The organism is Bradyrhizobium sp., from assembly GCF_022844465.1.
Taxonomy (GTDB): domain Bacteria; phylum Pseudomonadota; class Alphaproteobacteria; order Rhizobiales; family Xanthobacteraceae; genus Bradyrhizobium.
Window position 1 is genome coordinate 186,805 of record NZ_JALHLP010000004.1, and the last position, 13,959, is coordinate 200,763.

General features: G+C 67.1%; 12 protein-coding genes. 7 read left to right on the plus strand and 5 right to left on the minus strand.

Annotated elements, in window-relative coordinates; translation table 11 throughout:
• The first annotated feature begins 252 nt into the window (after positions 1-252).
• Positions 253-1,035: a class II aldolase/adducin family protein gene (locus Q0D31_RS10695; protein WP_291849633.1), complete on the plus strand. Its 783-nt coding sequence runs from the start codon at positions 253-255 to the stop codon at positions 1,033-1,035.
• An 83-nt stretch (positions 1,036-1,118) separates the two neighbouring features.
• On the opposite strand, the gene Q0D31_RS10700 is transcribed toward Q0D31_RS10695, so the two are convergent.
• A complete protein-coding gene (locus tag Q0D31_RS10700; protein ID WP_291849919.1) occupies positions 1,119-1,757 on the minus strand; it encodes a helix-turn-helix transcriptional regulator in 639 nt (212 codons plus the stop codon).
• A 198-nt stretch (positions 1,758-1,955) separates the two neighbouring features.
• Between Q0D31_RS10700 and Q0D31_RS10705 the strand changes: the two genes are divergently transcribed.
• The gene (locus Q0D31_RS10705) at positions 1,956-2,300 is read left to right on the plus strand and encodes a DUF952 domain-containing protein (RefSeq protein ID WP_291849636.1); all 345 of its coding nucleotides are present in this window, start codon (positions 1,956-1,958) and stop codon (positions 2,298-2,300) included.
• Entirely contained in the window at positions 2,297-3,394 is a 1,098-nt protein-coding gene (locus Q0D31_RS10710) for a quinone-dependent dihydroorotate dehydrogenase (RefSeq protein WP_291849640.1), read from the plus strand. The genes Q0D31_RS10705 and Q0D31_RS10710 overlap by 4 nt, the downstream gene beginning before the upstream one ends.
• On the opposite strand, the gene Q0D31_RS10715 is transcribed toward Q0D31_RS10710, so the two are convergent.
• From Q0D31_RS10715 to Q0D31_RS10730, 4 genes are all read right to left on the minus strand, one after another.
• Entirely contained in the window at positions 3,366-4,661 is a 1,296-nt protein-coding gene (locus tag Q0D31_RS10715; protein WP_291849922.1) for an MATE family efflux transporter, read from the minus strand. The genes Q0D31_RS10710 and Q0D31_RS10715 overlap by 29 nt on opposite strands.
• Positions 4,662-4,734: 73 nt before the next feature.
• Positions 4,735-5,037, minus strand: a complete 303-nt coding sequence (locus tag Q0D31_RS10720; RefSeq protein ID WP_291849642.1) for a DUF6460 domain-containing protein — start codon at positions 5,035-5,037, stop codon at positions 4,735-4,737.
• A gap of 100 nt (positions 5,038-5,137) precedes the next feature.
• Positions 5,138-6,988 carry a cisplatin damage response ATP-dependent DNA ligase gene (locus Q0D31_RS10725; RefSeq protein WP_291849646.1) on the minus strand — a complete coding sequence of 617 codons (1,851 nt, stop codon included), beginning with the start codon at positions 6,986-6,988 and terminating at the stop codon, positions 5,138-5,140.
• Positions 6,985-8,022 carry a ligase-associated DNA damage response exonuclease gene (locus Q0D31_RS10730; RefSeq protein ID WP_291849649.1) on the minus strand — a complete coding sequence of 346 codons (1,038 nt, stop codon included), beginning with the start codon at positions 8,020-8,022 and terminating at the stop codon, positions 6,985-6,987. The genes Q0D31_RS10725 and Q0D31_RS10730 overlap by 4 nt, the downstream gene beginning before the upstream one ends.
• Before the next feature lie 148 nt (positions 8,023-8,170).
• Here Q0D31_RS10730 and Q0D31_RS10735 point away from each other — a divergent pair, with 148 nt between their 5' ends.
• The 4 genes from Q0D31_RS10735 to Q0D31_RS10750 all read left to right on the plus strand — a co-directional run bounded on the left by Q0D31_RS10735 (position 8,171) and on the right by Q0D31_RS10750 (position 13,952).
• Complete coding sequence (locus Q0D31_RS10735) at positions 8,171-9,118, plus strand: methyltransferase domain-containing protein (protein WP_291849652.1); 948 nt, start codon at positions 8,171-8,173, stop codon at positions 9,116-9,118.
• An 18-nt stretch (positions 9,119-9,136) separates the two neighbouring features.
• Positions 9,137-11,725: a ligase-associated DNA damage response DEXH box helicase gene (locus Q0D31_RS10740; RefSeq protein WP_291849654.1), complete on the plus strand. Its 2,589-nt coding sequence runs from the start codon at positions 9,137-9,139 to the stop codon at positions 11,723-11,725.
• A gap of 59 nt (positions 11,726-11,784) precedes the next feature.
• Entirely contained in the window at positions 11,785-12,486 is a 702-nt protein-coding gene (pdeM, locus tag Q0D31_RS10745; protein ID WP_291849658.1) for a ligase-associated DNA damage response endonuclease PdeM, read from the plus strand.
• A gap of 107 nt (positions 12,487-12,593) precedes the next feature.
• A complete protein-coding gene (locus tag Q0D31_RS10750) occupies positions 12,594-13,952 on the plus strand; it encodes a divalent metal cation transporter (RefSeq protein WP_291849662.1) in 1,359 nt (452 codons plus the stop codon).
• The last annotated feature ends 7 nt before the right edge of the window (positions 13,953-13,959 follow it).

The following is a 13,959-nucleotide window of genomic DNA, read 5'->3' on the forward strand; positions in this document are numbered from 1 at the left end:
GAAAATTGAGGTGGTGGATCACCGAGCCCTTGAAGTAGCTCTTACCTACGATAGTACTCTACGCGGGATGCCGGAAGTCCACCATTTCGCCTCATCCGGGCTTTGACTGCGACGCTGAGCTGCAAAACTTCCATGGCTGATCCCCGCAAAATTCGGCGATGGCCGCGCCGGATTGCGCTATAATACCCTGTATAATAGCCAGCGAAGCGCCGGCCGAGGGGCAGGCAAAACCGCCGATCAGGGAGGATGCACATGCAGTTCAGGGTCTCGCCGAAAGCGCTCGACAACAGCAGCGCCGAGGAATGGCAGGCGCGGGTCGATCTCGCGGCCGCGCACCGGCTCGCCTACAACGAGGGTTTCAGCGAAGGCATCTTCAACCACCTGACCGCGGTGGTGCCGGGGCGCAGCGACCGCTATTACCAGATTCCGTTCGGCACCCACTGGTCGGAAGTCACCGCCTCCTGCTTCATGGAAGTCGGCATCGACGACGGCGAGGTCAAGCGCGGCGAGGGTGAGGTCGAGCGCTCCTGCTACTGCATCCATGCGCCGATCCACAAGGCGCTGCCGCAGGCCAAGGCCGTGTTTCACACCCACATGCCCTACGCCAGCGCGCTGACGCGGCTCGAAGACCCGCGCATCAAGGAGATCGGCCAGACCGAGGTCGGGCTGTCAGGCGCCATCGCCTATGACGATGAATATACCGGCCCGGCGCTCGATCCCGCCGAAGGCGCGCGGCTCGCGAGGGTAATCGGCGACAAGAGCGTGCTGTTCATGGCCAATCACGGCATCTCCACCGTCGGCGCCACCGTCGCCGAGGCCTATGACATGCTGTATTACGTCGAGCGCGCCGCGCAGGTGCAGATCTACGCGATGTGGACCGGGCAGAGACTGAAGCAGCTGCCGGCTCCCGTGGTCGAAAAGACCAGGCGCGATTACCGCGACGATCATCTCTACAAGGGGCCGACCCCGGCGCAGCGGCATTTCGATGCGCTGAAGCGGATGCTGGACCGCAAGGAGCCGGACTACGCGACCTAGCGCGGTCGTCGTTTCTACGAACCACAGCCAGCCTGCTGGGTCACCTCTCCCCGCGAAAGAGCGGGGAGAGGGAGCAAGGAAAACTACTGGCTCACCCACACGATCCGGGCGATCCAGGCGACGTCGGCGGCGTCCAGCGTGCGGTCGGGATGCGCGGGGTTGAGCGATTGCAGCTCCAGCGTCCGGGCGGTGCGGCGCTTCAATTCCCTGACCATCACCTCGCCACCCGTGGTTTTCAGCACCACGCGGTCGCCGCGGCGGATCGGCGTGCCCGGCGACACCCCGATGATGTCGCCGTCGCGGTAGGCCGGCTTCATCGAATCCCCCGAGATCGCCAGCGCGTAGGCGTGTTCGTCGCTGGCGGACGGCAGCGGCGTCTCGTCCCAGCCCTTGCCGGCCGGGAAACCGGAGCTGTCGAAATGGCCGCCGCCGGCCTGCGCGAGGCCAAGCAGCGGAACCGATTGCAGGCTGCGCGCGCCATCGCCGATCAACTGCACGAAGCTGTCGAGCGAGGAATGGGTCGCGGCCAGTGCCTTGGCGACCGATTCAGTCGAAGGCCAGCGCTCGCGGCCCTCGGCGGTGATGCGCTTGGACTTGTTGAACGTGGTGGGGTCGAGGCCCGCGCGTTTGGCCAGACCCGACGGCGACAGGCCGGCGCGCTCCGCCAGCCGGTCCAGCGCTGTCCAGACCTGATCGTGGGTCAGACCGCGCGGCGTTTTCATATGCCTGGCCACGGGGCATTCCTGACTCGAGATAGGAATTATTACCTTGCGTCGCCAGATTGCGCAAATGCCGCGGCGAGCCCGTTGCGGCGAAGCGCTTGAGTTAGCCGCCTGCCGCCTTTACGGTCGGGCGCCGGGCCCGGCCGTTCCGGGGAAAATCCCAAGAGACTCAACGACAAGCAGGGAATTCCGCGAGCCGTGCCCACGATCTATAAAATCACGCCCGCCTCGGCCTGGCGCGAGGCCGAGCGGCAGGGCGTCTACCGCGGCAGCGCGGACGATCGGCGCGATGGCTACATCCATTTCTCGACGGCTTCCCAGGTCGCGGAGACGGCGCGAAAGCATTTTTTCGGACAGGCCGGGCTGTTCCTGATCGCGGTCGATAGCGACGTGCTCGGCGATGCGCTGCGCTGGGAGCCCTCGCGCAACGACGAGTTGTTCCCGCACCTCTATGGCGCACTCGACCTCGGCGCGGTAACCGCCCTCCACGAACTTCGCGCCCGCGCCGACGGCTACCACGACATTCCGGAGCTTGGCCCGTGATCCGCGCCTTCGACACCTTCTCGCTGCCGCTGCTGCGCTGGTTCGATCCTGAAGACGCGCATCGCATGGCGATCCAAGGCCTGCGGTTGCTGCCGCCGGTGAGGAAGCGGCCCGACGACCCGAAACTGGCGGTGCGCGCCTTTGGCCTGAATTTTCCCAATCCAATCGGCCTGGCGGCGGGCTTCGACAAGAGCGCGGAGGCCCCCGATGCGCTGTTGCGGCTCGGTTTCGGATTTGTCGAGATCGGCACGGTGACGCCGAAGCCGCAGGCCGGCAATCCGCGGCCGCGGCTGTTCCGGCTTGATCGCGACGAGGCCGTGATCAACCGCATGGGCTTCAACAATGACGGCGCGGAAGCCGTGTTGCGCCGGCTTGCCGCGCGCGCAAGCCGGAGCGGCATCGTCGGGGTCAATGTCGGGGCCAACAAGGATTCGTCCGACCGCGTCGCCGACTATGTCAGGCTGATCGAGACCTTTGCGCCGGTGGCGAGCTACTTCACCGTCAACGTCTCGTCGCCGAACACGCCGGGCCTGCGCAATCTGCAGCAATCCGCCGCGCTCGATGATCTCCTCGCCAGGGCGATTGACGCGCGCGAGCGGGTGCGCGCCAGCGCCGGCGATACGCCGGTGCTGCTCAAGATCGCGCCTGACCTCAGCCTCGGCGAACTCGACGACGTCGTCCATATCGCGCGCTCGCGTCGCGTCGACGGCATGATCGTCGCCAACACCACGCTGGCGCGGCCCCAGACCTTGCGCGAGACCAACCGTGCGCGCGAGCAGGGCGGATTGTCGGGACGGCCGCTGTTTCGATTGTCGACGCGGATGGTGGCGGAGACCTATGTGCGCGCCGAGGGGGCGTTTCCGCTGATCGGGGTCGGCGGCATCGACTCCGGCGGCGCCGCGCTGACGAAAATCCGCGCCGGCGCCAACCTGATCCAGCTCTATTCGTCGCTGATCTACAAGGGCCTCGGCCTGATCGAGGACATCAAGAACGACCTCGCCTCGACCCTGCTGCGAACCGGCCGCGACTCGCTCTCCGAGATCGTCGGCGCGGACGCGGCGACCATCACCGCCGAGGAATGGCCGGTGAGATAATTGCGGGTTGAGGGGCAAACGATTTCCGCAGCAGCGCCGGATATCGCAGCGCTTCCAGCCCGCCGCGCGCCGCGTAATGCACCAGCAGCGCGCCCCACAGGCCGGCGTTGCCGAACGAGCGCAGCGCGAGCCACGCGGCGAGAAAGATGACGAGCGAGGCCAGCATCAGGTTGCGCATGTCGCGCGCCCAGGTCGCGCCGATATAGACGCCGTCATAGGTGAAGGCGAACACGCCGAGCAGCGGCGCAAAGATCACGAACCAGAGATAGTCCCGCGCCATCTGGCGAACGTCCGCGTTCGCGGTCATCATGTCGATCAGCGCGGGTCCGAACAGCAGGAAGCAGGCGGCGACCGCGAGCGCAAAGCCAAAACCCCATATGACGACCAGGCGGACCGCGCCTGCAAACGCATTCCGGTCGCGCGCGCCGTAGGCGCGGCCGCAAAGCTGCTCGGCGGCGTTGGCCAGCCCGTCGAGGAAGAAGGCGCTGATCAGCAGAAAATTGTTCAGCACTGCGTTGGCCGCCAGCGTCGTGTCGCCGGCGCGCGCGCCCTGCGCGGTGAAGAACAGGAACGCCGCGATCAGCGACGCGGTGCGGATCATGATGTCGCGGTTGACCGAAAGCATCCGCATCAGCCTGGCGCGGTCGAACAGCAGCGCGCGCGAGGGGGTGGGACTTTCTTTCGAGAAGCGGTGCGCGATCAGGCCGCCGAGCGCGAGCCCTGCGGCCTCGGCGGTCACGGCGGCGATCGCCGCGCCCGCAATGCCGAAGTCGAACACCAGCACCAGCAGTGCCGTCGCCGCCATGTTGATGAGGTTGATCGTGATCTGCGTAGCCAGCGCCAGTTTGGCGCGGGCCTGCCCGATCAGCCAACCCAGCACGACGTAATTTCCGAGCGTCAGCGGCGCCGCCCAGATCCGGATCGTGAAGTAGGTCTTGGCGGCGCGCGTAACGCCCTCGCTGCCGCCCATCGCGTCGAGCAAGATGGTCGCCAGCGGCGCCTGCAGCGCAATCAGGATCACGCCGATGACCGCCGCGACGATCAGCCCGCGCAGCAGGATCGCGCGCAGTTCGCTGGTCTCGCCGGCGCCCAGCGATTGCGCGGTGAACGCCACCGTGCTCATGCGCAGGAATGCGAACAGCCAGAACAGGCAGTCGAACAGCACCGAGGCCATCGCCACGCCGCCGAGCAGGACGGCGTCGCCGAGCCGTCCGATCGCCATGGTCGAGACGATGCCGATCAGAGGCGTGGTCAGGTTGGCGACCATCGCGGGACCCGCGATGGCAAACACCTGCGCCGTCGTGACGTGAGAAGATGGAGCGGGCACCTGCGCGGGAGGTCTATCGCCCGCGCGGACTCCCGAACAGCCGCGACAGCAGCCAGATCGGGATCACGATCACGGCGCCGAGCAGGAAGTAGCGCCATACCCAGTTGACGGCGTCAAAACCGAGATCCCACAGCCGCTGGAACAGCATGCGGATGCTGTGCAGGATATTCCACGGGTCGAACCCGATCGCGGCGAGCACCACGCCGACCAGGATCGACAGCAGGACCAGCCGGAACGCCACCGCCAGCGGCGAGCCGCCGAGAAAGCGGTAGAGGCCGTCATGGCTGGCCGGCACGTCTCGGACGTCGTTGGGCATCGATGCTCTCCTGCGGTCGGTACCGCGCAGTATAGGTCAAGGCGGGGGACATGGGGAACCCGGCTGTGTCAATCAATGGCTGCCATGCGCTCCGGCAATGTTAATTCGCGTTCACATCCTTCAGCATCCGCTCCAGCGTCTCCAGCCGGTCGGCCTCGCGCGGCGGCTTGTCCCAGCGCAGCCGGCTGATCCGCGGAAACCGCATCGCGACCCCGGATTTGTGCCGCGGCGAGCGCTGCAGCCCCTCGAACGCGACCTCCAGCACCAGCCCCTGATCCGGCTCGTGCACGACATGACGCACCGGGCCGAACTTCTCGGTGGTATTGCGACGGACGAAGCGGTCGATCTGCAGCAGTTCCTCGTCGGTGAAGCCGAAATAGGCTTTCCCTACCGGCACCAGCTGTTCGCCACCCTCGCTGTCGGTCCAGACGCCAAAGGTGTAATCCGAGTAATAGGACGAGCGCTTGCCATGGCCGCGCTGCGCATACATCAACACGGCGTCGATGATGTGCGGGTCGCGCTTCCATTTCCACCACTGGCCGCGGGGGCGGCCCGGCAGATAGGTTGCGTCGCGCCGCTTCAGCATCACGCCCTCGACCGCATCGGCATCCTCGCCGGCGCCGGCGCCGGCTGGATCGGCGCGCGCGGCCGTCAGCGCCTCCCAATTATCGAAGGTCACCATCGGCGACAGGTCGATGCGCGGGTTGTCCAGCCTGGCGATGAATTTCTCCAGCCGCGCGCGTCGCTCGGCAAATGGCAACTCGCGCAGATCGCTTTCATCGTCGCCGAGCAGGTCGTAGGCGCGCAGATGGATCGGAAACTCGTTGATCAGCTTCGGCGAGACCGTTTTCCGGTTGAGCCGCTGCTGCAGTACATTGAACGTCTGCACGCGGCCCTCGCGCAGCACCAGCAACTCCCCGTCGATGGCGCCGGGCAGGCGCAGCGAGGGCACCAGATCGGGAAAACTCCCGGTGATGTCCTCGCCGGTGCGTGAATAGAGCCGCGCCTGGATCCGGCCGTGCTCGTCACGGCCGGATACCGCCTGCACGCGGATGCCGTCCCATTTCCATTCGGCGATGAAATCTTGCGGATCGAGGTTGGCGAAATCCGAATCCTCGATCGCATGCGCCAGCATCACGGGCCGGAACGGCGCGGAATCGCGATTGACCGGCTTGTCGCCGCGGCCCTCCAGCCATGCGAACAGGTCCGGATAGGGCGGCGCCAGCCCGGGCCAAATCAGTTCGATCTCGTGCGGGTCCTTGTCGCCAAGCGCGGCGGCGGCGGTTTTCGCCAGCCGCGCGGAAATCCCGATCCGCATCGCACCAGTGACGAGTTTGAGCAGGGCCCAGCGGCCGGTTTCGTCGAGTTCGTCGAGCCAGCGCGCAAGCTGTTTCGGCAGTTCGGCCTTGCCGAGCGTGCGCAGGGTGCTGACGACTTCGGAAAGGGTGGGGGGAGGCGGGTTGTTGTGCAGGCCGGACGGGTGGCGATCATCATTGGCACCACCCGCGGGATACCCCTCTCCCTGTCCCTCCCCCGCAAGGGGGGAGGGAACGGTGAGACCGACGGCCGTGGCTTTTGTTCGCGGTGAAAGTTGAGCGCGAAACTCGGCTCCCTCCCCCCTTGCGGGGGAGGGTGGGGGAGAGGGGTGGCCACGCAAAGGCTCTCCGCGGTGAGCCACAGCCTTCGGCCACATCAGCGCCACCGTCTCGGAGAGATCGCCGACGTAATCATAGGACAGTGCGAACAGCACCGGATCGGTACGATCCATGATCAAGTCGCGGATCAGCCCCGGCTTGGCGTGCTTGAACGACAGCGCGCCGGTCAGCGCCGCCAGCGCATGGCCGCGGTCGGGATCGGGGGTGTCGCGAAGATAGGCCACGATCAGCCGCAGCTTGTTGTTGCGGCCGGGCTCATAGGCGAGGCGGTCGAGCAGTTCGGCGAAGCGGTTCATGCCTCGGCCTCGCCGGCCGTGATCACCTCGTGCTCCTCCTCGTCGCCATAGCCGACGAGATCGAGCGGCCGCGCCGCAAGGCCGCGCGCCTTGCACCAATGCACCAGCGCGTCTTCCTGCCCGTGGGTGACCCAGACCTCGCCGGCGCCGGTGGCTTCAATGGTCGCGGTCAGGCCGTCCCAGTCGGCATGATCCGATATCACCAGCGGCAGTTCGACGCCGCGCTGGCGGGCCCGCGCCCGCACCCGCATCCAGCCCGAGGCGAACGCGGTGACGGGATCGGGAAAGCGCCGGGTCCAGACGTCTGAAGTGGCCGAGGGCGGCGCCAGCGTGATGGTGCCGGCGAGGTCGGCCTTCTTCATTCCCTTGACCGGGTGCAGCACGCCGAGTGCGATGCCGCGGCTTCCATAATAATGCGTGATCTTCTCCATCGCGCCATGCAGATAGACCGGCGCGTCGTAGCCGGCCGCGCGCAGCAGCGCGATGACGCGTTGCGCCTTGCCGAGCGAATAGGCCCCGACCAGATGCGCGCGCTCCGGAAACAGCGCCACGGACGCCAGCAGCTTCCCCACCTCATCCGCCGCATCGCCATGGCGGAACACCGGCAGGCCGAAGGTGGCCTCGGTGATGAAGACGTCGCAGGGCACGACCTCGAATGGCGTGCAGGTCGGATCGGCGGCGTCCTTGTAATCGCCGGAGGCGACGATGCAGGTGTCCTTGCACGTGACGGCGACCTGCGCCGATCCCAGCACGTGTCCGGCGGGATGGAACTTGATGGTGACGTCGCCGAGCCTGATTTCCTCGCCATAGCGGATGGCCTGGGTGCTGCCGGCGAAATTCTCGCCATAGCGCAGCCGCATCATGTCGAGCGTTTCCCGGGTGGCGAGAACCGCGCCGTGGCCGGGCCGGGCATGGTCGGAATGGCCGTGCGTAATCACCGCCCGCTCGACCGGGCGCACCGGGTCGATGTGGAAGCGGCCTTGCCGGCAGGCGAGGCCGGCGGGATCGGGCATCAGGATGTCGTGCGGGCGCATGGCGCCTATATAGGTCGTCGCGCTGCGATGTTTAGCCGTCACGGGCGGGCTTGACCTGAGGATCGATATTCCCAAGAAATCCTGCTACGCCGGATCGCCCCTCGATCCGGTCCGCGACGCAGGCCGGCAGTGACGAGCCCGAAACCCGATGCCCTCGCGCATGTTTTTCTCCTCCGGCGATCTGATGGCCGACCGCCGCTTCGAGTTCGCGCGCGATCTGCAATTGAAGGGCGACCTGCCGGCCGCCGCCGACCTGGTGCTGCAGGCGATCGAGCTTGCGCCGGACTTCACCTCCGCCTGGTTCATGCTCGGCGAAATCCGCGAAGAACTCGGCGACAATGAGCTGGCGGTCGCAGCCTACCGCAAGGCAACGGCCAGCGATCCCGACGATCGCCAAGGCGCCGGCCTGCGGCTGATGCGGCTCGGCGCCGCGCCGCTTTCCGGCATGCCGCATGCCTATGTGCAGGCGTTGTTTGATCAATACGCGCGGCGGTTCGAAGTCGCGCTGGTCGATGACCTCCTCTATCGCGGCCCGGAATTGTTGTTCGGCGCGGTGCTGTCGGTACGCGCCGCGGCGCGCAAACCCGCCTTCTTCAAGCGGGCGATCGATCTCGGCTGCGGCACCGGGCTCGCGGCCACAGCCTTCGCCAGGGGGGTCGACGAGTTCGTCGGCGTCGATCTGTCGCCGCGGATGATCGAGCGGGCGCGCGCCGGCGGGCTCTATGCCAGGCTTGAGGTCGCAGACATGCTGGATTTCCTGCGCACGCAGCCCGACGCCAGCGTCGACCTGGTTCTTGCGGCCGATGCGATGGTTTACGTTGCCGATCTTGCGCCCGTATTCGGCGAAGCCGCGCGCGTGCTGATGCCGGGCGGGCTGCTGGCGTTCACGACCGAAACCCACCGCGGCGACGGCGTCATCATCGGCGAGGGGCTGCGCTATGCCCACGCCACCGCCTGCGTTCGCGCCGCAGTCGCGGGGGCGGGACTCGCATTGTCGCTGCTGGAAGATCGATCCGCCCGCAACGAGGACGGCGTCCCCGTGCCCGGTCTGGTCGCGGTCGCCGCGAAAACAGCGCCCTCGACGAACCCATCGTGACGGCTTACCTCTCCTGGCGTGCCGTCGCCCGATCCCTTGCCCCTTGCGCCGCCCGAAACGGCCGAGCTGCTCCCGCGCCGTTTTCGCGAATGGTTCGCCGCGCGCGGCTGGTCGCCGCGGGAGCATCAGCTGGCGCTGCTGGCAAAGGCCCGCGACGGTCGCTCGACGCTACTGATCGCGCCGACCGGCGCGGGCAAGACGCTGGCCGGATTTCTGCCGACGCTGGTGGAACTGTCCGCTACCGCTGGCGCAAAAAACGGAGGCGAGAAAAGCCTCCTATCAGCCGGCCGCGGGGTGACGCGCTCCGGCGGCTTGCACACCCTCTACATCTCGCCGCTGAAGGCGCTCGCGGTCGATATCGCGCGCAATCTGCAGACGCCGATCGCGGAGATGGGCTTGCCGATCAAGGTCGAGACCCGCACCGGCGACACGCCAGCGTCGCGGCGGCAGCGGCAGCGGCGCTACCCGCCGGATATCCTGCTGACCACGCCGGAGCAACTGGCGCTGTTGCTGTCGTCGGACGACGCGCCGTTCCTGTTCTCCTCGCTCCGGCGTGTCGTGCTCGACGAACTGCATGCCCTCGTCACCTCCAAGCGCGGCGACCTGCTGTCGCTCGGGTTGGCGCGGCTGTGGCGGCTGGCGCCCCGGATGCGCGCGATCGGCCTTTCCGCCACGGTGGCCGAGCCGGAATCGCTGGCGCGGTTTCTGACGCCGCAGCGTGACGGCAGCGAGGCGGCCGCCGACATCGTCGTCGCCGGCGGCGCGGCGGCGGCCGTGGTCGAGATGCTCGACACCAGCGAGCGCCTGCCCTGGGCCGGCCATACCGCGCGGCATGCGCTCGGCGAAATGTACGCGCTGATCAAGCGCAACCGGACCACGCTGGTGTTCGTCAACACCCGCAGCCAGGCCGAGATGCTGTTCCAGGATTTCTGGCGCATGAACGACGACGGCCTCGCCATCGCGCTTCATCATGGCTCGCTCGACGTCGCCCAGCGCCGCAAGGTCGAGGATGCGATGGCGGCCGGCAGGCTGCGCGCGGTGGTCTGCACCTCGTCGCTGGACCTCGGCGTCGACTGGGGCGACGTCGATCTCGTCATCAATGTCGGCGCGCCGAAGGGCGCCTCGCGGCTGATGCAGCGGATCGGCCGCGCCAACCACCGCATCGACGAGGCCTCGCGCGCGGTGCTGGTGCCCGCCAACCGCTTCGAGGTGCTGGAGTGCCGGGTCGCGATCGACGCGATCGCGGAGAACGCGCAGGACACGCCGCCGTTGCGCACCGGCGCGCTCGACGTGCTGGCGCAGCACGTGCTGGGCTGCGCCTGTGGCGAGCCGTTTCTGTCCGACGAACTTTACCGGGAGGTGATGACCTCGGCGCCCTATGCCGCGCTTTCGCGCGGTGACTTCGACGACGTGGTCGATTTCGTCGCCAGCGGCGGCTATGCGCTGAAGAGCTATGAGCGCTTCGCGCGCATCAAGCAGGACAAGCAGGGCCGCTGGCGCGTCGCCAATCCCAGGGTGCGGCAGAGCTACCGGCTCAACGTCGGCACCATCGTCGAGGAAGCCATGTTGCAGGTCCGCCTGGTGCGCGGTCGCGGCGGCGGGGCGGGATCGACCGGCGCGCTCGGGCGCGGCGGCCGCATGCTCGGCCAGATCGAGGAGTACTTCATCGAGGGGCTGGTGGTCGGCGACACCTTTGTGTTCGGCGGCGAGGTGGTGCGCTACGAGGCGCTGGCGGAAGACCAGGTCTACGTCTCGCGCGCCAACGACAAGGACGCCAAGGTGCCGTCCTATGCCGGCGGCAAGTTTCCGCTCTCCACCTATCTGGCCGAACGCGTCCGCAGGCTGCTTGACGACCGGCGCGCCTGGAACGCGCTGCCGGACCAGGTCCGCGACTGGCTATCGCTGCAACGACAGTTCTCTCGCGTGCCGGCGGCGCGCGAACTGCTGGTCGAAACCTTTCCCCGCGCCAACAAGCACTACCTGGTCTGCTACCCGTTCGAGGGGCGGCTGGCGCACCAGACGCTCGGCATGCTGCTGACGCGGCGGATGGAGCGGGCGCGGGTCCGCCCGCTCGGCTTCGTCGCCAGCGAATATGCGCTGGCCGTCTGGGGCCTCGGCGACATGTCGTTGATGATCCGGCGCGGCGAACTCAGTCTCGACGCGCTGTTCGATCCCGACATGCTCGGCGACGACCTCGAGGCCTGGCTGGCCGAATCCGCGCTGATGAAGCGCACCTTCCGCACCTGCGCCGTGATATCGGGCCTGATCGCGCGGCGCTTCACCGGCGAGGAAAAATCCCGCCGCCAGGTGCTGTTCTCGACCGACCTGGTCTACGATGTGCTGCGCAAGCACCAGGCTGACCATGTGCTGCTGCGCGCGGCGCGCGCCGACGCCGCCAGCGGGCTGCTCGATCTCAAGCGATTGGGTGATATGCTCGCGCGTATTCGGGGACGAATCACCCATCGGGAACTCGACCGCGTTTCGCCGCTCGCGGTCCCCGTGATGCTGGAAATCGGCCGCGAACAGGTTTATGGCGAAGCGGCCGATGAGTTGCTGGCGGAAGCCGCCGCCGAACTCGTCCGGGAGGCGACAACGCAAGAGACGTAAGAAATGAACTTGTCCGGCTCCGCCATGTCAGCATCGCTATCTCGGGGAAAAGCCCGGTCATGACGGCGAATGTTTTGCTTTCAGTGGTTTCTCAAAGCGCGCTGGAAGTCGCCGGCGTGTGCATGCTCGCCGATCTTTCCGGCGCGCTGTTCTGGCGGGAGCGGCGGCTGCTCGTCGTCTCCGACCTGCACCTGGAAAAAGGCTCCAGTCTTGCCGGGCGCGGCGTGCTGCTGCCGCCTTACGACACCGTGGCGACGCTGGGCCGGCTTGCCGCCGTTCTCGCGCGCTACGACCCCGGCATGGTGATCGCGCTCGGCGACAGCTTTCACGATCGCGACGCCCATGCGCGGCTGTCGGCGGAGAACCGCGCCGCGCTTTCGGCGATGCAGGCGCGGCGCGACTGGATATGGATCGTGGGCAATCACGATCCGGCGCTGCCGTCCGATCTCGGCGGCGCGGTCGCAAGTGAAATTGCGGTCGGGCCGATCGCGTTCCGCCACGAGCCTTCAGGCGCGGCCGGCGAGATCGCCGGTCATCTGCATCCCAAGGCGCGGGTCGCCACCCGTGGACGTTCGATGGAGCGGCGGTGTTTTGCTTCCGACGGCGAGCGCGCGGTGCTGCCGGCCTTCGGCGCCTATGCCGGGGGCCTCAACATCCGCGATCCCGCTTTCGCAAGGATATTCCGCAAGCCGGGGCTGATGACGGCCCATGTGCTCGGCGACCAAAGACTCCACGCCATCGCCGCCTCGCGCTGCCATTGAGAGCGGAATCCGTTTTGGCTTCTTATGCACCCTCAAATCATGCTTAATGCTGGTTGCCTGGGAACCTGCGCGTGCCAGGTTCGTTGTTGGCGCGGCTGGACCTTGGTATGGCAGATCGTAACAAGTCTAGTTCGAAGCACCAGTCGCATCCCGGTGCCGGCCATGGGAAGCCCGCGACACGGGCTAAGTCGGCCACGCGGTTTAGCGCCCGCGATGCGCTGAAGGCGCTCGGACCAGGCCTGATCACCGGCGCGTCCGACGACGATCCGTCGGGGATCGGCACCTACAGCCAGGCCGGCGCGCAGCTCGGCTACGGCATCGGCTGGACGATGATGCTGACGTTTCCGCTGATGGCGGCGATCCAGGAAATCTCCGCGCGCGTCGGCCGCGTCACCGGCCATGGCATATCAGGCAACGTCCGCCGGCATTATTCGGGGTGGCTGCTCAATGTCGTGGTGGCGCTGCTGTTCATCGCCAACACGATCAACATCGCCGCCGATCTCGGCGCCATGGCCGATGCGACCAAATTGCTGATCGGCGGACATGGCATCGTTTACGTGCTGTTTTTCGGCACGACATCGGTCGTGGCGCAGATCTTTCTGGATTATAGGCGCTACGTGTCAGTGCTCAAATGGCTGACGCTCAGCCTGTTCGCCTATGTCGCCGCGCTCGCCTTCGCCAAGGTTTCGTGGGGTGAGGCGCTGGCCGGCGTCCTCGTTCCGCGCCTGACCTGGAGCGTTGACTACTTCACCACCATCGTCGCTATCTTCGGCACCACGATCTCGCCCTATCTCTTCTTCTGGCAGGCCTCGCAGGAGGCCGAGGATCAGCGCGTCGACGCGGCGAAGCGGCCGTTGATCGAAAAGCACTACGGCGCGCAGAAGGAATTCCATCGCATCCGCGCCGATACGATCGTCGGCATGGCGTTCTCAAACCTGATCGCGCTGTCGATCATCGTGACCGCGGCGGCGACGCTGCACGTGGCCGGGAAGACCGACATCCAGAGCTCGGCGGATGCGGCCGAAGCGCTGCGTCCGATCGCCGGTGTGTTTGCCGAAGTGGTTTTTGCGCTCGGTATCGTCGGCACCGGATTGCTGGCGATCCCGGTGCTTGCCGGCGCCACCGCCTATGCCGTCGGCGAGGCGCGGCGCTGGCCGGTCGGGCTCGCGCGCAAGCCCCGGGAAGCCGCCGCATTCTACGCGGCGCTGGCGCTGTCGGCCGGAATCGGCATCGCGCTGAACTTCACCTCGATCAATCCCATTTCCGCGCTGTACTGGAGCGCGGTCGTCAACGGCGTGCTCGCCGTGCCGGTGATGGTGCTGCTGATGTTCATGGCGCGCCGCAAGGACGTCATGGGCCGCTTCGTCGTCGAGGGTTTGCTCTACTGGCTGGGCTGGTTGTCGATCGCGGCAATGCTGCTCAGCGTCGTCGCCATGGGCGTGGGGTTTTTTGTTGGCGGCAAGTAAGCCGGCC

Bases quoted from the DNA above. Each gene is read 5' to 3' on its own strand.
- Q0D31_RS10695 (WP_291849633.1), top strand. From the start codon at position 253: ATGCAGTTCAGGGTCTCGCCGAAAGCGCTCGACAACAGCAGCGCCGAG.
- Q0D31_RS10700 (WP_291849919.1), bottom strand. From the start codon at position 1,757: ATGAAAACGCCGCGCGGTCTGACCCACGATCAGGTCTGGACAGCGCTG.
- Q0D31_RS10715 (WP_291849922.1), bottom strand. From the start codon at position 4,661: ATGGTCGCCAACCTGACCACGCCTCTGATCGGCATCGTCTCGACCATG.
- Q0D31_RS10720 (WP_291849642.1), bottom strand. From the start codon at position 5,037: ATGCCCAACGACGTCCGAGACGTGCCGGCCAGCCATGACGGCCTCTAC.
- Q0D31_RS10725 (WP_291849646.1), bottom strand. From the start codon at position 6,988: ATGAACCGCTTCGCCGAACTGCTCGACCGCCTCGCCTATGAGCCCGGC.
- Q0D31_RS10730 (WP_291849649.1), bottom strand. From the start codon at position 8,022: ATGCGCCCGCACGACATCCTGATGCCCGATCCCGCCGGCCTCGCCTGC.
- Q0D31_RS10735 (WP_291849652.1), top strand. From the start codon at position 8,171: ATGCCCTCGCGCATGTTTTTCTCCTCCGGCGATCTGATGGCCGACCGC.
- pdeM (WP_291849658.1), top strand. From the start codon at position 11,785: ATGACGGCGAATGTTTTGCTTTCAGTGGTTTCTCAAAGCGCGCTGGAA.
- Q0D31_RS10750 (WP_291849662.1), top strand. From the start codon at position 12,594: ATGGCAGATCGTAACAAGTCTAGTTCGAAGCACCAGTCGCATCCCGGT.